Below are 23,958 nucleotides of genomic sequence, written 5' to 3'. Positions count from 1 at the left end.
GCCTACGGCCGAGAGGCCGAAGAGAGACAGAGGTTTACGTATACATGTGCGGAATCGTCGGATACATCGGCAAGCGTGACGTCGCGCCCCTGCTCCTCGAGGGCCTCCAGCGCCTGGAGTACCGCGGGTACGACTCGGCGGGCGTGGTCATCACCTCCCCGAAGGCCACCGGCCTGAGGATGGTCAAGGCCAAGGGCCGGGTGCGCGACCTGGAGGCCAAGGTCCCCGCGCGCTTCAAGGGCACCACCGGCATCGCCCACACCCGCTGGGCCACCCACGGCGCCCCCTCCGACGTGAACGCCCACCCGCACATGTCGGCCGACAACAAGGTCGCCGTCGTCCACAACGGCATCATCGACAACGCCGCCGACCTGCGCCGCAAGCTGGAGGCGGACGGCGTCGAGTTCCTCTCCGAGACCGACACCGAGGTCCTCGTCCACCTCATCGCCCGCTCCGAGGCCGAGAAGCTGGAGGACAAGGTCCGCGAGACCCTGCGGGTGATCGAGGGCACGTACGGCATCGCCGTGATGCACGCCGACTTCCCCGAGCGCATCGTGGTCGCCCGCAACGGCTCACCGGTCGTCCTCGGCATCGGCGAGAAGGAGATGTTCGTCGCCTCGGACATCGCCGCGCTGGTCACCCACACCCGGCAGATAGTCACGCTCGACGACGGCGAGATGGCCACCCTCAAGGCCGACGACTTCCGCACCTACACCACCGAGGGCACCCGCACCACGTCCGAGCCCACCACGGTGGAGTGGGAGGCCGCCTCCTACGACATGGGCGGCCACGACACCTACATGCACAAGGAGATCCACGAGCAGGCCGAGGCCGTGGACCGGGTGCTGCGCGGCCGGATCGACGACCGCTTCTCCACCGTGCACCTCGGCGGCCTCAACCTGGACGCCCGCGACGCGCGCGCCGTGCGCCGCGTGAAGATCCTCGGCTGCGGAACGTCGTACCACGCGGGCCAGATCGGCGCCCAGATGATCGAGGAGCTGGCCCGGATCCCCGCGGACGCCGAGCCGGCCTCCGAGTTCCGCTACCGCAACGCGGTCGTCGACCCCGACACCCTGTACATCGCCGTCTCCCAGTCCGGCGAGACCTACGACGTGCTGGCCGCCGTCCAGGAGCTGAAGCGCAAGGGCGCCCGGGTCCTCGGCATCGTCAACGTCGTCGGTTCGGCGATCGCCCGCGAGGCCGACGGCGGCATGTACGTGCACGCCGGGCCCGAGGTGTGCGTCGTGTCCACCAAGTGCTTCACCAACACCTGCGTCGCCTTCGCGCTGCTCGCCCTGCACCTGGGCCGCACCCGCGACCTGTCGGTCCGCGACGGCAAGCGCATCATCGAGGGCCTGCGCAAGCTGCCCGCGCAGATCTCCGAGATGCTGGAGCAGGAGGAGGACGTCAAGAAGCTGGCCGCGCAGTACGCCGAGGCCCGCTCGATGCTCTTCATCGGCCGCGTGCGGGGCTACCCGGTCGCCCGCGAGGCCTCCCTGAAGCTCAAGGAGGTCTCCTACATCCACGCCGAGGCCTACCCGGCCTCCGAGCTGAAGCACGGCCCGCTCGCCCTGATCGAGCCGGCCCTGCCGACGGTCGCGATCGTGCCGGACGACGACCTGCTGGAGAAGAACCGCGCGGCCATGGAGGAGATCAAGGCCCGCAGCGGCCAGATCCTCGCCGTCGCCCACCGGGAGCAGGAGAAGGCCGACCACACGATCGTCGTCCCGAAGAACGAGGACGAGCTGGACCCGATCCTCATGGGCATCCCGCTCCAGCTCCTCGCCTACCACACGGCGCTGGCCCTGGGCCGGGACATCGACAAGCCCCGCAACCTCGCCAAGTCCGTGACGGTGGAGTAACCCCGTCCCGCCGGGTCAGGGGATGACGACCACGGGCCGCTTCGCCCGCTTGGCGAGGCGGCCCGCGACGGAGCCGAAGAGGCGGCCGACCAGTCCGTGACTGGAGCCGACGACGATGGCGTCCGCCTCGTACTCCCGCCCCACCTCTTCGAGTTCGTGGCAGATGTCGCCGCCGCGCTCGACCAGGATCCAGGACACCTCGGCGAGGTAGTCCGCGCACGCCAGCTCCAGCCCGAGCACCTCGGTGCGGTGGTCGGGCACGTCGACGAAGACCGGAGGTTCGCAGCCGGCCCACACGGTGGTCGGCAGCCGGTTGGCGACATGCACGATGACCAGGCCGGAGCCCAGCCGGGATGCCATGCCGATGGCGTAGGCGAGGGCGCGCTCGCTGGACGTGGAGCCGTCGAAGCCGACGACGACACCGTGCTTGAAGGCTGGGTCGCACGACTGGCGTGGCTCTTCGGCCGCCAGGGGCTCGGCCGCCGTAGGTTCGGCGACGGGCCGCTTGCGGTCCGCGGGTTCGAAGAATTCGTGACCGGCCATGGCTGTCTCGGCGTTTTTATCCTCTATGGGGGACAACAGTGTGCGGCGGAGCTGTGTCCGGGAATGGTCTTCCCAACCCCATACCCCCAAGGGTACGGCGGCACGCCTCCTTCGCCCGGATCTCGCGGGGGGTCCCCCGCGGGATTCACCGGAGCATGCCCGAGAGGGCGCCCGTAACGCAATGGTTGCTGCTCTGTACAGGCGGTTTGCACAGGATTCAACTGTCCGTCACCGGTCGTGGCGCGTCGTGACCGACGCGCCGCACGGGCGTTGATCCCCATGCCGCCACCCCAGGGAGCACCCGTGTCAGGACCGCACCGTCCCGCCGACCCGACGTCCGGCACACCCGACCGGGACGGCGTCACCGATCTCGTCCGCTGGGCGGCGTTCAGCTGCTTCCTCGTGCCGGTGGCGCTCCTCTGGTACGGCGCCTCCTTCGCGGGCGCCGCCGGCACGGCCTTCGGCCTGGCCGCCGTCACCGGCGCCTGCCGTCTGCTGCTGCGGCGTTCCGAGCGGGTCGCGGCCCGGTCGCGGGCGCGCAGGGGCGGGCGGCAGGCTCGCAGGGGCGGGCGGCACGCTGGGGAAAAGGCACCGGTCGACTGACCGGTTTCCGCGCACAGTTCCGCTTCTTTTCAGCCAACTTCCGCAGGTGGCGCATCCACACCCCTCACTACCCCCAAACCCCCGTTCCACCTGCACGGAAAGGGTCTCGGGCCCCCCTCGCACCCTACGGGGATTGGCCACTGACACAAGGCGCACTTCCCAGGGGCGCCCTGGAGTGCAACGCTTCGTGATCGACTGCTTCACGCCAAGTTGCCATGTCGACAATGTCCCAAGTGCCGAACCGGCCACCTCGGCGCGGCGGGACACAGTAGATTCGATCTTGACCGTCTACGGCGGGGGACTCGTGCAGGACCGAGGGGAAACGTGTTGGAGCGACAGACCCGAAGGGTGAAGGGCGCCGCGACCACCGAGGGGGGCTTAGCAGTATGAGCCACGACTCCGCCGCCGCGCCGGAAGCCGCGGCCCGGAAGCTGTCCGGGCGCCGCCGCAAGGAGATCGTCGCGGTGCTGCTGTTCAGCGGCGGCCCCATCTTCGAGAGTTCCATACCGCTGTCGGTGTTCGGGATCGACCGCCAGGACGCCGGCGTACCGCGTTACCGGCTGCTGGTGTGCGCCGGCGAGGAGGGCCCGCTGCGGACCACGGGGGGCCTGGAACTCACCGCACCACAGGGGCTGGAGGCGATCTCGCGCGCGGGCACGGTCGTCGTGCCGGCCTGGCGGTCAATCACCTCGCCGCCGCCGGAGGAGGCACTCGACGCACTGCGCCGGGCGCACGAGGAGGGGGCGCGCATAGTCGGACTGTGCACGGGCGCCTTCGTCCTCGCCGCGGCGGGCCTGCTGGACGGCCGCCCCGCCACCACGCACTGGATGTACGCGCCGACGCTGGCCAAGCGCTATCCGTCGGTGCACGTCGATCCGCGCGAGCTGTTCGTGGACGACGGCGACGTGCTCACGTCCGCGGGCACCGCGGCCGGGATCGACCTGTGCCTGCACATCGTGCGCACGGACCACGGCAACGAGGCGGCCGGCGCGCTGGCCCGCCGACTGGTGGTCCCCCCGCGCCGCAGCGGCGGCCAGGAGCGCTACCTCGACAGGTCTTTACCGGAGGAGATCGGCGCCGACCCGCTCGCCGAGGTCGTCGCCTGGGCGCTGGAGCACCTCCACGAGCAGTTCGACGTGGAGACGCTGGCCGCGCGCGCCTACATGAGCCGCCGCACCTTCGACCGCAGGTTCCGCTCGCTGACGGGCAGCGCCCCGCTGCAGTGGCTGATCACGCAGCGGGTGCTCCAGGCTCAGCGCCTGCTGGAGACGTCGGACTACTCCGTGGACGAGGTCGCCGGCCGTTGCGGCTTCCGCTCCCCGGTGGCCCTGCGCGGCCACTTCCGCCGCCAGCTGGGCTCGTCCCCGGCCGCCTACCGGGCGGCCTACCGGGCGCGCCGCCCCCAGGGCGACCGCCAGCCGGACCCGGACACCGCGGCCGCGGGCGCCTCCCGTCCGCTGCCCCCGTCCGACCCGCCGGCCGCCCTCGCCCCGGAGAACGCGGTCCCGTTCCAGACCCGCCGCACGGCAACCCCGATGCCGGCGGGCGCGGCAAGCGTGCCGGGTCAGCGCAGCGCACCGTGACGTGAGGTCTCGCGGCACTCAAAACGCCGGACGGGCTGTTCCAGCCCGTCCGGCGTTTGAGGACGAGGCCGTTCAGGCCGAAAGCGGGGGTCTGGGGGCGCAGCCCCCAGCGAGGCCAGCACGGACGCCGGGGGCCCGATAAACAGGCGCCCCCCGTACAGTGGCCCGCATGAACGATCGCATGGTGTGGATCGACTGCGAGATGACCGGCCTCTCGCTGTCCGACGACGCGCTCATCGAGGTTGCCGCCCTCGTCACCGACTCCGAGCTGAACATCCTCGGCGAAGGCGTCGACATCGTGATCCGCCCGCCGGAGCGGGCCCTGGAGACGATGCCGGAGGTGGTGCGGGAGATGCACACCGCGTCCGGGCTGCTCGCGGAGCTGGACGGCGGCACGACACTGGCGGACGCCGAGGCCCAGGTCCTGGCCTATGTGCGGGAGCACGTGAAGGAGCCCGGCAAGGCCCCCCTGTGCGGCAACTCCGTCGGCACCGACCGCGGCTTCCTGCTGCGGGACATGGCGACGCTTGAGGCCTACCTCCACTACCGGATCGTCGACGTCTCCTCGATCAAGGAGCTGGCCCGCCGCTGGTACCCGCGGGCGTACTTCAACAGCCCCGAGAAGAACGGCAACCACCGCGCGCTCGCCGACATCCGCGAGTCCATCGCCGAACTGCGCTACTACCGGGAGGCGGTCTTCGTCCCGCAGCCCGGCCCCGACTCCGACACGGCCAAGGCGATCGCCGCGAAGCACGTCGTAGCCGCCGGTTAGGGGCGCGGGCCCGCCGGACGGCGGCGACCGGAAAGCCGGGCGCGAGCACCCCTTCGGACCCTGTACACTTTTTCTCAGCCGGTCGGGAAACCCGCCACGCGGGATTCGAGCACCGGCCTCGGTGGGTGTAGCTCAGCTGGTAGAGCACCTGGTTGTGGTCCAGGATGCCGCGGGTTCAAGTCCCGTCACTCACCCTGATCCGTCGGCCGGTGATCCTCGCGAGAGGGTCACCGGCCGACGGCGTTCCGGGCTCCGGGCCCTACGCCGCTCGCCGGCCCTCCCGCACGAGCAGCGCCAGCAGGTACGCACCCCCGACGCACACCGTGACGGCCCCGGTCGGCAGGAGCACGCCCGGGATCGCGTGCTGCGCGGCGATGTCCGCGCCGAGCAGCAGCACCGCGCCCACGAGGGCCGATCCGGCGAGGTCGACGGAGGTGCCGTGGCCGGTGAGGCGGCGGGCGATCTGAGGAGCCGCCAGGGCGACGAAGGAGATGGGGCCGCACGCCGCGGTCACCGTGGCCGTCGCGACCACACCGAGGACGACCAGCAGCAGCTTCGTACGCTCCACCGGCACCCCGAGCATCGCCGCGGTGTCGTCGCCGAGTTCGAGCCGCCGCATCCTGCGCTGCGCCACCGGCGCGGCCAGCGCGACCCCCGCCAGGACGACGGCGGCCACGGCGATGATCCGCCAGTCGACGGTGCTGAGCGACCCGGCGCCCCACACCGCCGCCCGCAGCGCCGCGTCCACCTCGGCCTTCACCGAGAACCAGGTGTTGACCGACGACAGCAGGGCGCCCACGGCGATGCCCACGACGATCAGCCGGAAGCCCTGCACCCCCCGCCGGAACGCCAGCAGGTACACGGCCAGCGCGGTGCCCAGGCCCCCGGCCAGCGCCCCGGCCGCGAGCGCGGCGTAGCTGCTCGCGCCGGCCAGCATGGTCAGCACGACGCCGGTGTAGGAGCCGGTGGTGAAGCCGATGAAGTCGGGGCTGCCGAGCGGGTTGCGGGTGAGGGACTGGAAGATCGCGCCGCCCACCGCCAGGGCGGCCCCGAAGAGCACGGCGGCGACGATGCGCGGCGCCCGCCACTCCAGGACGACCGTGCGCACGCTCCTGCTCGCGCCGCCGGTGAGGACGGAGGTCACGTCGCCGGGGCTCAGGGGATAGCTGCCCAGGGTGAAGGCCCACAGGACCAGGCCGATCAGCACCAGCCACAGCAGCCCGCACACGAGGACGGCCCGCCGGGTCAGCCGCAGGCTCAGGGGTCCGGCCCTGAGCACGAGCACCCCGCTCACGACGTCCTCGCCCGTCCGGTGCGCACCAGCAGGATCAGTACGGGCGCGCCGACCAGCGGCATCATCACGCCGACCGGCAACTCGGACGGGATCACGACGAGGCGGCCCAGGATGTCGGCGACCAGCACGACCACCGGCGCGAGGACGGCGCAGTAGGCGAGGATCCAGCGCCAGTCCGGCCCGGTGATCCGGCGCACCGCGTGCGGCACCATGAGGCCGACGAAGACCAGCGGGCCCGCCGCCGCCGTGGCCGCGCCGCACAGCAGCGTCACCGCGAGCACCACGCCGGCCCGGGTCGCGCCGACCCGGAGCCCGAACGCCCGCGCCGCGTCGTCGCCGAGGGCGATCGCGTTCAGCGGGCGCGCGCAGCAGAGGGCGACCACGAGACCGGCCACGACGAAGGGGAGGATCGCGGTGACGGTGCCGCCCGGGCGGTCGGTGACGGTGCCCGCCTCCCAGAAGCGCATCCGGTCGAAGGTCTCGGTGTCGATCAGCGCCAGGGTCTGCGAGACGCCGGACAGGACCGCCGTGAAGGCGACCCCGACCAGGGTGAGCCGCAGCGGTGAGGCCCCGCCCCGCCCGCCGCTGCCGACCAGGTACACCACCGCCGCACCGGCGACGGTCCCGGCGAACGCGAACGGCAGGTACTGCTCGATGCGCGTGACGCCGAACACGGCCACGCCCAGGGTGACGGCGAACCCGGCACCGGCGTTGACCCCGAGGATGCCGGGGTCGGCGAGCGGATTGCGGGTGAGCGCCTGGATGAGCGCGCCCGCCACCCCCAGGGCCACGCCGACGAGAATGCCGAGCACGGTCCGGTCGACGCGGGCGGAACCGACCGTGGCGTGCGCCGCGGAGCCGTCGGGCGCGGTGAGCGCCTGCCACACCACGTCGGGCGGCAGCATCGCCGAGCCGACCGCGACGCTGAGCACCACGGCCGCGAGCAGTACGGCGACCGCGGCGCCCAGGCCGAGCAGTCGGCGTCCGCCGGAGTGCGACGGGCGAGCCGGCGGGGGCGCGGTCGCCGTCGCGAGCGCCTGTGCCATCCATCCTCCTTGCGCGGCCCGCCCCCTCGGGCGGGCCGGCCGCCCCGTGCCGACGCACGGCGACCGACATGAACACGTACATACAGGTGACCGGAACCGCCCGGGGCTCAGCGTCCGCCGAGGGCGCCCGCCGGGTCCGCCGTCAGCTCGCCCACCGGGATCCCGGACTCGCGGCTCAGGGCGCGCAGCAGTCCGGTCCGGGTCGCGTAGCCGGCCGCCCGGGCCGCCGCCGTCAGTTCCCCGCCGCCGAGGACGTGCTCGACGGCGGCGTTCATCCTGGCCCGGCTGCGCCACCGTGTGAAGGGGAGCCCGGTCTCGTCGAGGAAGACCCGCTGCACCTGGCGCGGGCTCATCCGGTGCTGTGCGGCCAGCCGCTCCAGCGTCGCGGCCGGGGTGCGCAGCGCCTCGCGGGCGAGGGCGCGCACCGCGGGGTGGGTGGGCAGGACGACCGGGAAGTACTGCCGCGAGATGCCCCGCAGCACCCGGCCGAGGGCCTGGCGGAACGGCCTGACCTGTTCCGCGGTGCCCGGTGCGGCGCCCAGCGCGGTGGTCATCACCTCGATGACGGCGGGCACCGCTCCGAGCGGCTGTACCCGGCATCGGGGCAGGTCACCGGGGTCGAGGGTGGGGCCGAGTGCCATGCCGCCGGCGGCGATCCGCAGCGCGTGCGGCACCCGGGGCGCGAGCCAGACGGCCTCCTGACGGCCGAGCCGCCACTCGCCGCCGTCGGCGATCAGGAGGGCGGAGCCCGTCACGACGTAGACGAGGTGCGGCTCGTCGTGCTGGTGCGTGTCGTGGCCGAGAAAACGGATGGCGTTCTCGGCGACCACGGTGCCGAGGGATGTGACCGGCAAGCCTGCCTCCCCGTGCCTGCGAAGTGTCGTGTCCGTCACCGGTGATGTCGCATGCGGACCGATCCCGCGAAACCAGCGAGGTTAGGCTCACCTTACCAATCCGTCGAACGCATGATCTGCCCAGCCACGTGAGGTCCCATGCTTGCCACTGCCCGCCTGCTCGCCGTCGCGCTCGTCGCCACGCTGGCCCTCACCGGCTGCGCCGCCTCCGACGACTCCGCCGGCTCCTCCGGGGACGGGGAGGGGGCGTCCGCCGCCACGACCCGCACCGTCCCGACCGACTACGGCAAGGTCGAGGTGCCGGCCGAGCCGAAGCGCGTGGTCGTGCTGAACCACGCCCTCGCCGGCTACCTCTACGACCTGGACGTGCCGGTGCGCGCGACGATCCCCGAGGACGCCGACGGCGAGGGCGAGTTCTCCCCGTACTGGGCGAAGGAGGCGAAGGAGGACGGCACGACGTTCCTGCCGTGGAGCGTCGACGGATTCGACCTGGAGGCGATCCTCGCCCTGGAGCCCGACCTCATCGTCGGCGGCGGCATCGGCTTCCCGCTCTTCCAGGCGGAGAAGGTCTACGACGACCTCTCGGACATCGCGCCGACGGTGCTGGTGGGCAAGGAGCTCGGCGACTGGCGCGCCCAGTTCTCCTTCCTCGCCGAGGACGTGTTCGGCAAGGGCGAGGTCTACGACGAGCACGTGGCCGCCTACGACCGGCGGATCGCCGAGGTGAAGAACGCGATCGAGCCGCCGCCCGGCCCGGTGTCCTTCCTGGCCTTCACCGGGGACGGCACCGCCTACGGACTGGTGGAGAGCGTCGGCCTGCCGGTCGAGTTCAAGAAGGTCGGCATCGAACCGGCACCGGTCTTCGCCGACGGCGGGTTCAAGGTGTACGGGCAGGGCGGCGACATGTTCGAGCTGTCGACCGAGAAGGCCGGGCAGACGATCACCCAGCCGTCGGTGTTCGTGATGGGCTTCAACGCCGACACGACCGACGTCGCCACGCTGAAGAAGAACCCGGTCTACGGCGCGCTGCCCGCCTTCAAGTCGGGCCACGCCCACGACCTGCCGTACTGGGTGCTGCGCGGCGACTACGACGAGTCGATGGCGCTGCTGGACATCATCGAGAAGGAGTTCTCCTGATGGCCGCGCGGCGTGCGTTCACGACGCACCCCCTCGTGCTGCGCCGGGTCACGGTGCGCCGCGTCCACGACGTGACGCCCCGGATGCGGCGGATCGTCCTCGGCGGCGACCAGCTCGGCGCCTTCACCCGGGACGGGATCGACCGTCCGGCCTTCGCCGCGCCCGGGTTCGACGACCACGTGAAGCTGATCCTGGCCTCGGACGGGGACGTCCGCGCCGCGCTCCCGGCGCAGTTGCCGCACGGCATCGAGTGGACGCCCGCCGAGAACCGGCTCACCCGCGACTACACCCCGCGGCGGGTGGATCCCGCGGCCGGTGAGTTCGACCTCGACTTCGTGTCCCACGGGGACGGGCCCGCGGCGGCCTGGGCCCGGGCGGCGCGGGTGGGCGACGAGCTGTGGTTCGTCGGCCCCAAGTCCTCGCTGCGGCTGCCCGGGCGGCCGGACTGGATCCTGCTCGCCGGGGACGAGACCGCGCTGCCCGCGATCGGTCGCTTCCTCGACGAACGGCCCGTCGACGCACCGGCGCACATCCTGGTCACCGTCGCGGACGACGCCGCGCGCCAGAAGCTCGCGCTGCGGGAGGGCGACACCATCCGGTGGGTCCTCGCGGAACCGGGGGACGCGACGGCACTGGAGGCCGCCGTCCGTGCCCTGCCACTGCCGGCGGGGGACGGCTACGCATGGGCCGCGGCGGAGAGCCGGGCGCTGCTGCCGGTACGCCGGTACCTCGGGCGCGAGTGCGGGCTGCCGAAGGAGCGGCTGAACATCACGGGCTACTGGCACCGCGAGGAGCCCGCTCCCCCGACCGGGGCTCAGGACGCGGCGACGGCCGGGGAGCACGCGCCCGTGCCCTCGCCGGTGCCGTGGCTGGTCGTGCGGGCCGCGCTGCGGCTCGGCCTGCTCGACGCGGTCGCCGACGCGCCCGGCCTGCCGCTCGCCGCGCTCGCCACGCGCCTGGACGTGCCCGCGCCGAGCATCGGCGTGCTGCTGCCGCTGCTCGCCGCGCACGGTGTGGTCGTCGGCGGCCACGACGGGCTGCGGCTGGGCCCGGCGGGCGAGGAACTGCTCGACGACCACGCGCGGGACGAGTACACGGGCCACGAGGCCGGGCTGCTGCTCTCCCTCGCCGAGCTGGCGCCCGCGCTGCGCGGGGGCGGCTCCCCCTGGCAGCGGGCGTCGGGGGCCACGTTGCACGACACGGTGGCGGGGGACGCGGAGCGCTACGGCGAACTGGTCGAGGAGTGCGAGCAGTTGGTGTTCCTGTTGAACGGCCTGGCGGCCGACCCCCTGTGGGCGGGCGTCGAGACCTGTCTGCTCACCGGTCCCGGCAGCGCCGCCGTCGTCGCCGCCCTCGACGACGCCGGCCGGCGGCCGCGACTGCGGATCGCGGAGGACGAGGTCCCGGCCGCGGTGCTGCGCGCTCGCGTCCCGGCGCCGGAGCGGATCGACTGGACCGGGGGACCCGCCGACCTCGCCGTGGCCGCGAAAGCCCTGGCCCACCGGACCGACGACGAGGCCGAGACCCTGCTCACCCGGCTCGCCGCCTGGGCCCCGACGGTGGTCCTCGTGGAGGCGTCCCGCCCCGACGGCCTGAGCCCGCACGCGGCCGAGGCGGCGCTGCACGCATACGCCGCCACCGGCAGCCCGCTGCGGGACTCCCCCGCGATCGCGGCCCTCGCCCACCGCACCGGCTGGCACGTCGCCCGCGTCATCCCCCTGGGCTGGGGCACGGAGGCAACGGTCCTACGCCGCACCTGACCCCCGACGACGGAACCCCTCCCGCCCCCGCGATCGCGGGGGGGGGAGATCCACTGGCTCCGTCAACGGGACCTCGAACCCCCCGTGCCCACCCCCCGGCGTCCGCCTGGCGGAGCCGGTCGTGGCGCCGGGGATTCAACGCTTTACGACGACCTGCGTTCCACCAGTTCCGTCGCCAGCACCACCTGGTGGCGTTCCAGGCCGCGCGAGGCGGCCGGGCGGCGGTCGGCGATCTCGGTGAGCAACAGGTCGATCATCGCGCGGCCCATCTCCTCGATGGGCTGGCGCACGCTGGTCAGCGGCGGCTCCATGTGGCGGGCGATGGCCGAGTCGTCGTAGCCGACCAGTGCCACGTCGTCGGGGATGCGCCGGCCCGCCTCGCGCAGGACCTGGCCGGCGCCCGCCGCGGTGACGTCCGAGGCGGCGAAGACCGCGTCCACGTCGGGCCGGCGGCGCAGCAGCTCCGCCATCGCGCGGCGCCCGCCCTCCTCGGTGAAGTCGCCCGGCTCGATCAGGCCCTCGTCCACCTCGTGGCCCGCCTCGCGCAGGGCGTCGCGGTAGCCGTCGACGCGTCGCTGGGCGCCGTAGACGGCGAGGTGGCCGGTGATGTGGGCGACGTGGCCGCGCCCCCGGGAGAGCAGGTGCTCGACGGCCGAGCGGGCGCCGCCGTAGTTGTCCGAGTCCACCGACGCCAGCGGCTCCGCGGCCGAGCGGGGGCCGCTGATCACCGCGGGGATCTCCAGCTGGGTCAGCAGGTCGGGCAGCGGGTCGTCGGCGTGCACCGAGACCAGCAGGACGCCGTCCACCCGGTGCGCCGCCAGGTACTGGGCGAGCCGCTCCCGCTCCCGGTCGCTGCCCGCGAATATCAGCAGCAGCTGCATCTCGGTGTCGGACAGCTCGGAGCCGACGCCCTTCAGCATGTCCGAGAAGTACGGCTCCGCGAAGAACCGGGTCTCCGGCTCCGGCACCACCAGGGCGATCGCGTCCGTGCGGTTGGCCGCCAGCGCACGGGCCGCCGTGTTCGGGACGTAGCCGAGTTCCGCGACCGCCGCCTCGACGGCCGCCCGGGTCGCGTCGCTGACCCGCGGCGAGCCGTTGATCACGCGGGAGACCGTGCCGCGGCCGACGCCCGCGCGTGCCGCCACTTCTTCGAGGGTGGGCCGGCCACCGCTCCGACCACGCACTCCGTGGCTTGCCATCGGCTCCGCCTCCCGTCGTCACCCCCGCGCTCTGCGGCTGGCCTGGAATTTAACAGGCCGGTCGGGTGTAATGACCGACTCCGGCCCCTGCCCCGCCGTACGGGGGGCGTCTCCGCGCCGCTCGCAACGTCCAGTTAACAGGCCGATAACTGAACGCAATTCGTCGCGTCCGTTCCCTTGACACCCCCGCCCGGACCGACGACTCTTCAACACATCACTTGTGGGAGCGCTCCCACACTACCTGGCACATACACATCCCGCACGTTCCACGCCCGAGCCGCAGCGACGAACGCACCACATGAAGCAGCGGGTCCAACCATGCAGTTGGCCGGGGGGTCGGCACGTCAGGGCAACAGGAGGACGCAATGCGAGCAGCACGCAGAGGATCGGCCCGCAGAGTGGTGGTCATGGCGGCCATCGCGTCGCTGGGCGCCGGGCTGCTGGCCGGCTGTGCCGACGACGGAGGCGACGAGGACAGCTCGTCGTCGGGCGACAGCAGCGGCAAGACGACGATCACCCTCGGTCTGTTCGGGACGATGGGCTTCAAGGAGGCCGGTCTCTACGACGAGTACGAGAAGCTCAACCCGGACATCAACATCGAGGAGAACGTCACCGAGCGGAACGAGAACTACTACCCCGCCCTGGTGAACCACCTCACCACCAACAGCGGCCTCCAGGACGTGCAGGCGATCGAGGTCGGCAACATCGCCGAGGTCGTCGCCACCCAGGCGGACAAGTTCGAGGACATGTCCAAGGCCGCGGGCGTCCAGAAGACCAACTGGCTCGACTGGAAGTGGCAGCAGGCCACCACCAAGGACGGCGCGACGATCGGCCTCGGCACCGACATCGGCCCGATGGCCATCTGCTACCGCAAGGACCTGTTCGAGAAGGCCGGCCTGCCGACCGACCGCGAAGAGGTCTCCAAGCTGTGGGCCGGTGACTGGAAGAAGTTCATCGCGGCCGGCGAGAAGTACAAGGAGGGCGCCGGCAAGGACACCTACTTCATGGACTCGCCCGGCGGTCTGATCAACGCCATGCTCAGCAGTGAGGACGAGAAGTTCTACGACGCCTCCGGCAAGGTCATCTACAAGACCAACCCGGACGTCAAGAAGGCCTTCGACCTGACCGCCGAGGCGGCCGAGAAGGGGCTGGTCCAGTCGCAGACCCAGTTCCAGCCGGCCTGGGACCAGACCATCTCCAACAGCCTGTTCGCCACCGTCGCCTGCCCGCCGTGGATGCTGGGCACCATCAAGGCCAAGTCGCAGCCGGACTCCGCCGGCAAGTGGGACGTGGCCCAGGCCCCGAAGGCCGGCAACTGGGGCGGCACCTTCCTGGGCGTGCCCAAGAGCGGCAAGCACGTGAAGGAGGCCCAGAAGCTGGTGACCTGGCTGACCGCGCCCGAGCAGCAGGCCAAGCTCTTCTCCAAGATGGGCAGCTTCCCGAGCGCGCCCGCCGCGTACAAGCTCCCGCAGGTGACCGGCGGCAAGAACGACATGACCGGTGACGCGCCGATCGGCGAGCTGTTCGCCAAGGCCGCGGAGCAGATCCCGACCCAGGTGATCGGCCCGAAGGACCAGATCGTCCAGCAGGGTCTGACCGACAACGGCGTCATCCTCGTCACCCAGGGCAAGTCGGCCGAGGACGCGTGGGACAACGCCGTGAAGACCATCGACAACAACCTGGAGAAGTGACCGGAATGACCACCCGGCACGACACCGCCGCGTCCCCCGTCAAGGGGGGCGCGGCCCCGGGCCGCCCGCCCGGCGGCAGGGCGTCCGCGGAGGCCGACCGCAGGAAGCGGGCCAAGCTCTCCCGCCGCTGGCAGCGGGACATGCGCTGGAGTCCGTACGCGTTCGTCTCGCCGTTCTTCCTGCTCTTCCTCGCCTTCGGCCTGTTCCCGCTGATCTACACCGGCTGGGCCTCGCTGCACACGGTGGAGCTGACCGCGCCCACCGACATGCAGTGGACGGGCCTGGACAACTACACCCGGATCTTCGACGACGAGTTCTTCTGGAACGCCGCGAAGAACACGCTGTGGATCGGCGTCATCTCGACGGTGCCGCAGCTGCTGATGGCGATGGGCCTGGCGCACATCCTCAACTACAAGCTGCGTGCCTCGACCTTCTACCGGGTCGTGATGCTGGCGCCGTACGCGACGTCGATCGCCGCGGCCTCGCTGGTCTTCGTGCTGCTCTTCGGCCGTGACTACGGCATGATCAACTGGGTCCTCGACATGGTGGGCCTGGACAAGATCGACTGGCAGAACGGCTCGTGGTCGTCCAAGTTCGCCGTGTCCACGATCGTCATCTGGCGCTGGACCGGCTACAACGCGCTGATCTACCTGGCCGCGATGCAGGCGATCCCGCAGGACCTGTACGAGTCGGCGGCACTGGACGGCGCCAACCGCTGGCGGCAGTTCATCCACGTCACGCTGCCCGCGCTGCGTCCCACGATCCTGTTCACGGTCGTCGTGTCGACCATCGGCGCCTCGCAGGTCTTCGGCGAGCCGCTGCTCTTCGACGCCAACAAGGGCGCCTCGGGCGGCTCCCAGCACCAGTTCCAGACGCTCGGCCTGTACCTGTACGAGCAGGGCTGGGTCAACCAGCACCTGGGCCGCGCCTCCGCGATCGCCTGGGCGATGTTCCTGATCCTGATCGTGATCGGGATCCTCAACGCCGTCATCTCGCGCCGGCTGCGCGCCAGTAGTTAAGGAGAACCGGCCGTGACGACGACCATGACGAAACCCCCGGCCGACGCGGCACCCGAGCCGCCCCGGCGGGGCCGACGACGTTCCAAGGCGTCCCGGGCGGGCGGCACGCTGCACGCCGGGCCGATCGCCTACATCATCCTCGCCCTGTTCACCATCGGCTCACTGTTCCCGCTGGTGTGGACGGCGATCGCCGCCTCGCGCGACAACCAGCGGCTCGCCCAGACGCCGCCGCCGTTCTGGTTCGGCGGCAACCTGTTCGACAAGCTCGAGATCGCCTGGAAAGACGCCAACCTCGGCGAGGCGTTCCTCAACACCACCATCGTGGCCGGGATCTCGGCGTGCACCATCGTCTTCCTGTCGACGGTCGCCGGGTTCGCCTTCGCCAAGCTGCGCTTCCGCGGGCGCAACGCGCTGATGCTGATCGTCATCGGCACGATGATGGTGCCGCCGCAGCTCAGCATCATCCCGCTGTACATGATGGTCGCGAAGCTGGACTGGTCCGACCAGTTGCAGGCGGTGATCCTGCCGTCCCTGGTGAACGCGTTCGGCGTGTTCTTCATGCGGCAGTACCTGCTCCAGGCCTTGCCGGACGAGATCATCGAGGCGGCGCGCGTGGACGGCGCCAGCAGCTGGCGTGTGATGTGGCACGTGGTGTTCCCGGCGGCGCGGCCCGCGATGGCCGTGCTCGGCATGCTGATGTTCGTGCAGTCCTGGAACGACTTCCTGTGGCCGTTCCTGGTGCTGACGCAGAACGGCAGTCCGACCGTGCAGGTCGCGCTCGCCGGACTGGGCCGCGGCTACACCCCGGACCAGTCCCTGATCATGGCCGGTGCGCTGCTCGGCACGCTGCCACTGCTCCTGGTGTTCGCGATCTTCGGCAAGCAGATCGTGGGCGGCATCATGCAGGGCGCCGTCAAGGGCTGACCCCTCACCCCTGGGGCCGGGCCACCGCCCCGGCCCCCTTCCCCCCTCGTCCTTCTTACTCGTCGGTCCAGCGCGTCGGTCCTCGGGCCGGTCCCCCCGGGACCCGCCCGGACCCGCCACGACCTGCTATGGGAGCGCTTCCATGCTTGAGTCCGCAACGCCGGTGACCCCGGTGACCTTCCCCCCCGCCTTCCTGTGGGGCGCCGCCACCTCGGCGTACCAGATCGAGGGCGCGGTACGGGAGGACGGCCGCACCCCGTCGATCTGGGACACCTTCAGCCACACCGCCGGAAAGACGGCCGGCGGGGACACCGGTGACGTCGCCGTCGACCACTACCACCGCTACCGCGACGACGTGGCGCTGATGAAGGACCTGGGTCTCGGTGCCTACCGCTTCTCCGTCTCCTGGCCCCGGGTGCAGCCGACCGGCCGCGGCCCCGCCGTCCAGCGCGGCCTGGACTTCTACCGGCGCCTGGTGGACGAGCTGCTGGCCGCCGGGATCAAGCCGGCCGTCACCCTCTACCACTGGGACCTGCCGCAGGAGCTGGAGGACGCGGGCGGCTGGCCCGAGCGGGACACGGCCTACCGGTTCGCCGAGTACGCGCAGATCGTCGGCGAGGCGCTCGGCGACCGGGTGGAGCACTGGATCACGCTCAACGAGCCGTGGTGCGCCGCCTTCCTTGGCTACGCCTCCGGTGTGCACGCCCCCGGCCGCACCGACCCGGCGGCCGCGCTGCGCGCCGCGCACCACCTGAACCTGGCACACGGCCTGGGCACGGTCGCGCTGCGTTCGGTGATGCCGGCCCGCAACTCGGTGGCGATCAGCCTCAACACCTCCGTGGTACGCCCGCTGTCGCAGAGTCCGGCCGACCTGGCGGCGGCGCAGCGGATCGACGACCTGTCCGGCGGGATCTTCCACGGTCCGATCCTGCACGGCGCCTACCCGCAGACCCTGCTGGAGGCGACGGCGCCGCTCACCGACTGGTCGTTCGTCCAGGACGGCGACCTGGGGCAGATCCGCCAGCCGATCGACGCGATCTGCCTCAACTACTACACGCCGACGGTGGTGTCGGCGGCCGACGCCGACTCGCGTGCCCCCCGCGCCGACGGCCACGGCGCGAGCGACCACTCGCCCTGGCCCGCCGCGGACGACGTGGCCTTCCACCAGCCGCCGGGCGAGCGCACCGAGATGGGCTGGAGCGTCGACCCGTCCGGCCTGCACGAGCTGATCATGCGGTACAACCGCGAGTGCCCCGGCATGCCGCTGTACGTCAGCGAGAACGGCGCCGCCTACGACGACAAGCCCGGCGCGGACGGCACGGTGCACGACCCCGAGCGGGTCGCCTACCTGAACGGCCACCTCACCGCGGTCCGGCAGGCCATCGCCGACGGCGCGGACGTCCGCGGCTACTACCTGTGGTCCCTGCTGGACAACTTCGAGTGGGCCTACGGCTACGAGAAGCGCTTCGGTGCGGTGTACGTCGACTACGCCTCCCAGCAGCGCACCCCGAAGTCGAGTGCCCTGTGGTACGGGCGGGCGGCCCGCACGGGGACGCTGCCGCCGGTGGACGGCGCCGAGTAACCCTCCGGGGAGACGGCACACAGGCGGTGGCGGGGCGCGGCATTCCACGGGGGGATGCCGCGCCCCGCTCGTAGGGCCGGTGTGGGGCCCGGCCCTACGGGAAGGAGCCCTGCCCTACTTGTGGGCGGCGAGGGCCTTGGCGAAGGCGTTCGGCTCCTGGTCCACGGAGCTGCAGGTGGCGTCGGCGGAGGGCTTCGGGCCGCCGGGGCAGGCCTTGTCGCGGGTCGCGGACCACATGGACAGCGCGCCCAGGCCCTTGGACTTGGCGAACTCCACGAGCTGGGTGGCGTCGTCCACCTTGAAGACCTCGGAGGCGACGTCGTTGACGCCGATCATCGGGGTGACGGCGACCGTCTTCCAGGCGTCCGCGTCGGACAGGCCGAGGACGCCCTTGATCTGCGCCTGGGTGGCGGTGGCGGCCTGCTCGGCGTAGGTGCCCATGTCGCCGCTGTACGCGGGACCGTAGTCCATCGCCATGATGTTGACGGCGCCGATGTCCACGCCGTTCTTCTTCGCGTCGGCGAGGAGGTCGACGCCCGCCTGGGTGAGGCCCTCCGGCATCACCGGGAGGGTGAAGGAGACGTCCAGGCCGGGGTGCTGCTTCTGGAGCGCGGCGATCGCCTGGGCGCGGCGGGTGTTGGCGGCCGTGTCGGGCAGCGCCCCGCCCTCGACGTCGAAGTCGACCTTGGTGAGCTTGTAGGCGTCGACGACCTTGCCGTACGCCGCCGCCAGCGCGTCGGCCGACGTGCAGGTCGTACCCAGTTCGGAGCCGGAGGCGCCGCCGAAGGAGACCCGGACGTCGCCGCCCTCGGCGCGCAGGGCGCCTATCTGGTTCGCCACCGCGTCGCTGCCGAGGTCGGTGACGCCGCCCCACTTGGGGGTGCAGCCGCCGCCGTCGGTGACGAAGGCGAGGTTGTACTCCCTGACGCCGGTCGCCGCGGAGTGCGCGAGCAGGTCGAAGGCCGGGTAGAGGGAGGTGTCGACGTACGGCGCGAAGCCGGCGCCCGCGTCGGTGCCGTTGCCGGGGGTGCCGGTCGGGGTCGGCGTCGGCTCCGTGCTGTCGGTTGCCGTGGGGGTCGGCGTGGGCGTCGGGGCCGGGGGCTCGGTGGGGCGGCCGCTGGGCTCGGGGGTGGCGCCGTCGTCGGTCGAGCACGCGGCGTCGTCGACCAGGCAACCGGTCGGGTCGGCGGTGCCGTTGACGACGAAACCGACCGTGACGGACTCGCCGGCCTTCAGCCCGTCCGTGTCCCACTTGGGCGGCGTCACGGTGACGTGCTGCCCGTCGGCCTTCGACTCGGCGTTCCACAGCGAGCCGAGCTTCGCACCGGAGGGCAGGTCGAACTCCAGGGTCCAGTCGGGCTTCGCCTGCCCGCTGGTGTTGGTGACGACGTACTGGGCGGTGTAGCCCGTCGACCACTCGCTGGTCTTCGTGTACGCGGCGCCGACCGAGGCCGCCTGGGCGGTGCTGGTGAACAGCAGCGCCCCGCCACCGGCCACGGCCGCCGCGACGAGGGCGCCGATCGCCTTGTTCCTGCCACTGACCTTGCGTCGGTGCGTGCGCATCACGTGCCTGCCTTCGCTGTTCACGGTGCCCCCGGCGCAGGGCCGTCGGGGCGGGGTGGGGGTGCGGCAGCACGCTAGCGACCCGGAATCGGGCAAAGAGCCTGATCCGGGCGGGGGTTGGCGATCTTAGGGTGGGCTTAAGGAAGGGATCGGGGCCGATTAATGGTCGCGGCCGGCCGGGGCCGCCGACGCCGGAGCCGGAGCCGGAGCCGGGGTCGGTCCGCGGCTCTGCCTGCGTCGGCGTACGGAGCCCCGGTGGCCGCGCCGGGCCGGCGCCGCCCGCCCGTCCAGCTGGATCCAGATCCGCACCTCGGTGCCGCCCAGCACGGAGGCGCCGATGCGGACGTCGCCGCCGGTCGACTCCGCCATCCGGCGCACGATGTCCAGGCCGAGCCCGGTCGACCCGTCGGTGCCCGAACCCCGGCCGCGGGCCATCGCCGCCTCGGGGTCCGTGATGCCGGTACCGGCGTCGGAGACGAGCACGATCACCGCGTCCTCGCCGTTGTGCAGGTCGACGGCGAAGGCGGTGCCCTCGGCGGTGTGCCGGAAGACGTTGCCGAGCAGCGCGTCGAGGGAGGCGGCCAGGTCGGTGCGGGCCACGGGTATGCGCACCGGCCGGTCGGCGCCGGCCACCCGCCACTTGCGGCCCTCGTCCTCGGCCAGTGCCGACCAGAACCCCATCCGCTCCCGGACCACCTCGGCCGCGTCGCACCCGGCGCCGGGCCCGGCGACGGCCGTCTGCGGCTTGGCGTCCCGGGCGGTGCGGATGATCGTGTCGACCTCGCGCTCCAACTGCTCGACGGCGGCCCGGGTCTGCTCGGCGGCGGGGCCGTCGCCGAGCGAGGCCGCGTTGAGGCGCAGCACGGTCAGCGGGGTGCGCAGGCGGTGCGACAGGTCCGCGGCCAGCTCCCGTTCGTTGGCGAGGAGCTGGACGACCTGGTCGGCCATGGAGTTGAACGCGACCGCCGCGCGCCGCAGTTCGTCCGGCCCCTCCACGGGCACCCGCGCACCGAGCCTGCCCTCCCCCAGCTCGTGCGCGCCGTCGACCAGGCGCCGGGCGGGCTGCACCATCCGGACGCCCAGCCGGTCGGCGACCGCGACCGAGCCGACGATCAGGGCGGCGCCGACCGCGGCGAGCACCGCCCAGGCCGTGCCGACGCCGTTGGTCACCTCGGACTCGGGCACGTACACCTCGACGACGGCGATCTCGCCGGAGCTGAGCGCGACCGGCTGGAGCAGGGTGGAACCGCCGCCCACCTCGGTGGTGGAGGCCCGCCCCATCCGCCGGACGGCGGCGATGTCCTCGTCGGTGGCCCGCTGCCGCCCGATGTCGGCGGCGCCTCCGCCGTCCGCACCGGCACCGGACGCGGGTATGTGCACGGCCATCCCGGCGTCCGAACCGGCGGAGGCGACGACGCGTTCCAGCTGCTCGCGGTCGGTGGTGATGGACAGCGCCGGGGCGACGGCGGCGGCCTCCCGCTCGGCGTTGGAGAAGGCACGGTCGCGGGCCATCTCCCGGATGACGAGTCCGAGCGGCACGGCGAAGGCGACCACGACCATCGCGGTGACCGCCAGCGAGACCTTGACCAGGGCCCATCTCATCGTGGTTGCTCCAGTCGTGGTGGCTCCAGCTTCACTCCGACACCGCGCAGGGTGTGCAGATAGCGCGGCCGGGCCGCGGTCTCGCCCAGTTTGCGCCGCAGCCAGGACAGGTGGACGTCGATGGTCTGGTCGTCGCCGTAGGACTGCTGCCAGACCTCGGCGAGCAGCTCCTTGCGGGGCACGACGACCCCGGGGCGGCCGGCCAGGAAGGCGAGCAGGTCGAACTCGCGGCGGGTCAGGTCGAGGGGGGTGCCGTCCAGTTCGGCCTGGCGGCGCAGCGGGTCGACGGTGAGGCCGCCGACCCGCAGGACGGTCGGCGGCGCCGCCTCCGCGGGGCCGCCGCGCGCGCGGCGCAGTACGGCCGCCATCCGGGCCGACAGGTGCTCGACGGAGAAGGGTTTGGTGAGGTAGTCGTCCGCGCCCGCGTTCAACAGCCGTACGACCTCCGCCTCGTCGTCCCGGGCGGTGGCGACGATCACCGGTACGTCGGTGATGCCGCGCAGCATCTTCAGCGCCTCGGAGCCGTCCAGGTCGGGCAGTCCGAGGTCCAGGATCACCACGTCGAACCGGAAATGGGCGACCTCGCGCAGCGCCTCCAGTGCCGTGCCGACGCTGCGCACGGTGTGCGAGGCGTCGGTCAGCTGCCGGATGAGCGCCGAGCGTACGAACTGGTCGTCCTCGACCACGAGCACACTTGCCATGGGCGGCACCGTACGCCATGCGGACCAACCCGGTCCGGGCCTGTGGACAACTCCGCCCGGGCCCGCGTCACACCCCCGTTCGCGCGACACGCGTGGGGCGGGTGAGGCAGTATGGCCGCGATGCGCAGAGGACTCGTCCACGTGATCGCCTGGCTGCTCGCCACCGGCGCCGCGGTCACCCTGTCGTGGTGGGGCGTCCACACGGTGATGGCGGGCACGGCCTACGACGCCCCCCGCGCGCTGCCCATCACGGCGGCCGACGCGGGCGTACGGGACGGGGAGGGCGACGACGGGGAGTCCCTGGCGTCGTCCACCAGCCGCCCGTCGCCCTCGGCCTCGCCGTCGCCGTCGGACGGCGCATCGCCGACGCCGGGCGGGACGCCCCGCGAGCCGGACCCCGCCCCGTCGCGCACCACGCCGTCGACCGCGCCGCCCGAGGACCCGGCGAGCCCCGCGCCCGACACGTCCGGCGAGGTCAAGAGCTACGACACCGACGGGGGCCGCGCGGTGTTCGACCTCGGGACGTCGTCCGCGTCGCTGGTGTCGGCGACACCGGGGACGGGCTGGTCGATGCAGGTGTGGAAGACGGAGTCGTGGATCCGGGTGGAGTTCACCTCGGGCGCGGACCGGGTGTCGGTGTTCTGCACCTGGCACGACGGACCGCCGCGGGTGGAGATCGGCAGCTACTGAGGGTGGAGACCGCCGGCTGCCGAACCGACACGACCGGTGGCTGGAGGGGGCTCACTTGAAGACGGACTCCGGCGGCGCGGGCGAGTCCACCGCCGCCGCGTCCGTCACCGGGTGGGCTCCGCCGGTGAAGTCGGTGAGCGCACGGCCGTGTTCCACGCGCGCGGGGTGCGGGTCGGAGGCGGCACGGCGGGTGAGTTCGGCGACCGGCAGCGGGTGGTCGGCGGCGACCAGGATCGCGTTGCCGAAGCGTTTGCCGCGCAGTACGGCCGGGTCGGCGACGAGGGCGAGTGCGGCGAACCGGGCGGCGGCGGTGGCGATCTGGCCGCGCAGGTGGGCCAGCGGCGGGCCGTCGGCGAGGTTGGCGGCGTAGACCCCGCCGGGCGCGAGCGCGCGCCGCACCTCGTCGAGGAACTCGGTGGAGGTCAGGTGGGCCGGGGTGCGGGCCCCGCCGAAGACGTCCGCGACCACGAGGTCCGCCCAGCCGTCGGGCACCTTGGCGAGCCCCGCGCGGGCGTCGGCGGAGCGCACCCGGATCCGCGCGCCGGGGTCCAGGGGCAGCTCCCGGCGGACCAGTTGGACGAGGGCGGCGTCCCGCTCGACGACCTGCTGGGTGGAGCGGGGACGGGTGGCGGCGACGTAGCGGGCGAGGGTGAGGGCGCCGCCGCCGAGGTGCACGGCCCGCAGGGGTCTGCCGGGCGGCGCGGTCAGGTCGATGACGTGCCCGATGCGGCGCTGGTACTCGAAGGAGAGATACGCCGGGTCGTCGAGGTCGACGTGCGACTGCGGGGCACCGTCGACCAGCAGCGTCCAGGCCCGGGGCCGGTCGCGGTCGGGCACCAGCTCGGCGCGTCCTGCGTCGACGTCCTCGACGACGGCTTCGGCGGCAGCGCGCCCGCGGCGGGCGTTCCTGGACTTTCCCATCCGTCCATTATCGGACCGGGCGCGACGGTGCTCAGCGGCAGCTGTCCGCGGCCCTGATCAGCCGGGCCGCCTCGCCCAGCGCGGCCCGCAGAACGGCGGGGTCGGTCGCCAGGTCCGCCTCGCCGGGCGGCAGCAGCCAGTCGGATCCCTCCACGGGCGGCTCGGGCGCCGGGACGATGCTCAGCCCGCGGCCGTCCGTCTCCGTGCAGGTGCTGCCCGGCACGTCCCAGGCGGCGGCGGTGCCCGGCGGCACCAGGAATCCCAGGGTGTCGCAGCCGTCGTCGTGGAGCACCGGGCCCACCCCGTCACCGGCTCCCCGTCTGAGGATGTCGACCGCCTCCAGACCCTGCCGGGCCGGCACGGTGACGACGTCACAGGCGTCGCAGGGGGGAACGCTGACGCTGGTGTCCATCCCGGCCTCCACCACGGAACTCCTCCTCGGACGAGCGGTTCGGGAGTCGGGGGCCTCCCGGTCCACCCGGTTCAACGCGGGGAGCCGTCAACGGCTACGGCCGGGGGCCGCCGCAAAGGATGGCACTTCATGGCAGATCGTGGATGAGATATCCGGTTTGTAGCCAAACAGCGCGTGGCCGCTCCGTCACAGCCGGTACG

At 72.7% G+C, this 23,958-nt stretch carries 21 protein-coding genes and 1 tRNA gene; 12 read left to right on the top strand and 10 right to left on the bottom strand.

Features of this window, described 5'->3' with window-relative positions:
* Window positions 1–44 precede the first annotated feature (44 nt).
* Window positions 45–1,862 (top strand): glutamine--fructose-6-phosphate transaminase (isomerizing), encoded by a 1,818-nt coding sequence (gene glmS / locus ACZ7MF_RS23420; protein WP_387065949.1) that lies wholly within the window; start codon window positions 45–47, stop codon window positions 1,860–1,862.
* Between the two features lie 15 nt (window positions 1,863–1,877).
* Here the strand turns inward: glmS and ACZ7MF_RS23415 are convergent, their stop codons facing one another.
* Window positions 1,878–2,405, bottom strand: a complete 528-nt coding sequence (locus tag ACZ7MF_RS23415) for a universal stress protein (protein WP_003976010.1) — start codon at window positions 2,403–2,405, stop codon at window positions 1,878–1,880.
* A gap of 303 nt (window positions 2,406–2,708) precedes the next feature.
* Here ACZ7MF_RS23415 and ACZ7MF_RS23410 point away from each other — a divergent pair, with 303 nt between their 5' ends.
* The 4 genes from ACZ7MF_RS23410 to ACZ7MF_RS23395 all read left to right on the top strand — a co-directional run bounded on the left by ACZ7MF_RS23410 (window position 2,709) and on the right by ACZ7MF_RS23395 (window position 5,557).
* Entirely contained in the window at window positions 2,709–3,008 is a 300-nt protein-coding gene (locus ACZ7MF_RS23410; protein ID WP_471479431.1) for a hypothetical protein, read from the top strand.
* 386 nt (window positions 3,009–3,394) lie between these two features.
* Window positions 3,395–4,591, top strand: a complete 1,197-nt coding sequence (locus ACZ7MF_RS23405) for a helix-turn-helix domain-containing protein (protein ID WP_356861426.1) — start codon at window positions 3,395–3,397, stop codon at window positions 4,589–4,591.
* Between the two features lie 169 nt (window positions 4,592–4,760).
* Complete coding sequence (gene orn, locus ACZ7MF_RS23400) at window positions 4,761–5,363, top strand: oligoribonuclease (RefSeq protein WP_471479429.1); 603 nt, start codon at window positions 4,761–4,763, stop codon at window positions 5,361–5,363.
* Between the two features lie 121 nt (window positions 5,364–5,484).
* Window positions 5,485–5,557, top strand: a tRNA-His gene (locus tag ACZ7MF_RS23395).
* 65 nt (window positions 5,558–5,622) lie between these two features.
* Here the strand turns inward: ACZ7MF_RS23395 and ACZ7MF_RS23390 are convergent.
* From ACZ7MF_RS23390 to ACZ7MF_RS23380, 3 genes are all read right to left on the bottom strand, one after another.
* Window positions 5,623–6,657 (bottom strand): FecCD family ABC transporter permease, encoded by a 1,035-nt coding sequence (locus tag ACZ7MF_RS23390; protein WP_471479426.1) that lies wholly within the window; start codon window positions 6,655–6,657, stop codon window positions 5,623–5,625.
* On the bottom strand, window positions 6,654–7,703 hold the full coding sequence (locus tag ACZ7MF_RS23385; protein WP_471479424.1) for a FecCD family ABC transporter permease: 1,050 nt from the start codon (window positions 7,701–7,703) through the stop codon (window positions 6,654–6,656). The genes ACZ7MF_RS23390 and ACZ7MF_RS23385 overlap by 4 nt, the downstream gene beginning before the upstream one ends.
* Before the next feature lie 107 nt (window positions 7,704–7,810).
* On the bottom strand, window positions 7,811–8,557 hold the full coding sequence (locus ACZ7MF_RS23380) for a helix-turn-helix domain-containing protein (RefSeq protein ID WP_471479421.1): 747 nt from the start codon (window positions 8,555–8,557) through the stop codon (window positions 7,811–7,813).
* Between the two features lie 138 nt (window positions 8,558–8,695).
* Between ACZ7MF_RS23380 and ACZ7MF_RS23375 the strand changes: the two genes are divergently transcribed.
* Together ACZ7MF_RS23375 and ACZ7MF_RS23370 are read left to right on the top strand one after the other, a co-directional pair.
* Complete coding sequence (locus ACZ7MF_RS23375; RefSeq protein WP_471479419.1) at window positions 8,696–9,694, top strand: ABC transporter substrate-binding protein; 999 nt, start codon at window positions 8,696–8,698, stop codon at window positions 9,692–9,694.
* A complete protein-coding gene (locus ACZ7MF_RS23370; RefSeq protein WP_471479417.1) occupies window positions 9,694–11,454 on the top strand; it encodes a siderophore-interacting protein in 1,761 nt (586 codons plus the stop codon). Before ACZ7MF_RS23375 ends, ACZ7MF_RS23370 begins: the two co-directional genes overlap by 1 nt.
* Before the next feature lie 143 nt (window positions 11,455–11,597).
* Here ACZ7MF_RS23370 and ACZ7MF_RS23365 read toward each other — a convergent pair whose 3' ends face one another.
* A complete protein-coding gene (locus ACZ7MF_RS23365) occupies window positions 11,598–12,653 on the bottom strand; it encodes a LacI family DNA-binding transcriptional regulator (RefSeq protein WP_471479415.1) in 1,056 nt (351 codons plus the stop codon).
* Window positions 12,654–13,018: 365 nt separating this feature from the next.
* Between ACZ7MF_RS23365 and ACZ7MF_RS23360 the strand changes: the two genes are divergently transcribed.
* From ACZ7MF_RS23360 to ACZ7MF_RS23345, 4 genes are all read left to right on the top strand, one after another.
* Window positions 13,019–14,344 carry an ABC transporter substrate-binding protein gene (locus ACZ7MF_RS23360; RefSeq protein ID WP_471479414.1) on the top strand — a complete coding sequence of 442 codons (1,326 nt, stop codon included), beginning with the start codon at window positions 13,019–13,021 and terminating at the stop codon, window positions 14,342–14,344.
* 5 nt (window positions 14,345–14,349) lie between these two features.
* Complete coding sequence (locus ACZ7MF_RS23355) at window positions 14,350–15,363, top strand: carbohydrate ABC transporter permease (protein ID WP_471480094.1); 1,014 nt, start codon at window positions 14,350–14,352, stop codon at window positions 15,361–15,363.
* A 12-nt stretch (window positions 15,364–15,375) separates the two neighbouring features.
* Window positions 15,376–16,287: a carbohydrate ABC transporter permease gene (locus ACZ7MF_RS23350; RefSeq protein WP_356858310.1), complete on the top strand. Its 912-nt coding sequence runs from the start codon at window positions 15,376–15,378 to the stop codon at window positions 16,285–16,287.
* A gap of 142 nt (window positions 16,288–16,429) precedes the next feature.
* On the top strand, window positions 16,430–17,869 hold the full coding sequence (locus tag ACZ7MF_RS23345; RefSeq protein WP_471479412.1) for a GH1 family beta-glucosidase: 1,440 nt from the start codon (window positions 16,430–16,432) through the stop codon (window positions 17,867–17,869).
* A 114-nt stretch (window positions 17,870–17,983) separates the two neighbouring features.
* Here ACZ7MF_RS23345 and ACZ7MF_RS23340 read toward each other — a convergent pair whose 3' ends face one another.
* From ACZ7MF_RS23340 to ACZ7MF_RS23330, 3 genes are all read right to left on the bottom strand, one after another.
* A complete protein-coding gene (locus ACZ7MF_RS23340; protein ID WP_471479410.1) occupies window positions 17,984–19,432 on the bottom strand; it encodes a glycoside hydrolase family 18 protein in 1,449 nt (482 codons plus the stop codon).
* Window positions 19,433–19,591: 159 nt separating this feature from the next.
* Window positions 19,592–21,034: a sensor histidine kinase gene (locus ACZ7MF_RS23335; protein WP_471479408.1), complete on the bottom strand. Its 1,443-nt coding sequence runs from the start codon at window positions 21,032–21,034 to the stop codon at window positions 19,592–19,594.
* A complete protein-coding gene (locus ACZ7MF_RS23330; RefSeq protein WP_361000039.1) occupies window positions 21,031–21,735 on the bottom strand; it encodes a response regulator transcription factor in 705 nt (234 codons plus the stop codon). Before ACZ7MF_RS23330 ends, ACZ7MF_RS23335 begins: the two co-directional genes overlap by 4 nt.
* A gap of 120 nt (window positions 21,736–21,855) precedes the next feature.
* Between ACZ7MF_RS23330 and ACZ7MF_RS23325 the strand changes: the two genes are divergently transcribed.
* On the top strand, window positions 21,856–22,425 hold the full coding sequence (locus tag ACZ7MF_RS23325; protein ID WP_471479406.1) for a hypothetical protein: 570 nt from the start codon (window positions 21,856–21,858) through the stop codon (window positions 22,423–22,425).
* A gap of 51 nt (window positions 22,426–22,476) precedes the next feature.
* On the opposite strand, the gene ACZ7MF_RS23320 is transcribed toward ACZ7MF_RS23325, so the two are convergent.
* Both ACZ7MF_RS23320 and ACZ7MF_RS23315 read right to left on the bottom strand, forming a co-directional pair.
* Window positions 22,477–23,346 carry a spermidine synthase gene (locus ACZ7MF_RS23320; RefSeq protein ID WP_471479404.1) on the bottom strand — a complete coding sequence of 290 codons (870 nt, stop codon included), beginning with the start codon at window positions 23,344–23,346 and terminating at the stop codon, window positions 22,477–22,479.
* A gap of 31 nt (window positions 23,347–23,377) precedes the next feature.
* Window positions 23,378–23,758, bottom strand: coding sequence for a hypothetical protein (locus ACZ7MF_RS23315; RefSeq protein ID WP_471479402.1), 381 nt, complete (start codon window positions 23,756–23,758; stop codon window positions 23,378–23,380).
* Window positions 23,759–23,958: the final 200 nt, after the last annotated feature.

This window comes from Streptomyces sp. NPDC111628 (genome assembly GCF_055635195.1).
The sequence above is the reverse complement of the archived record's forward strand: the minus strand, read 5'-3'. Positions and strand labels throughout refer to the sequence as shown.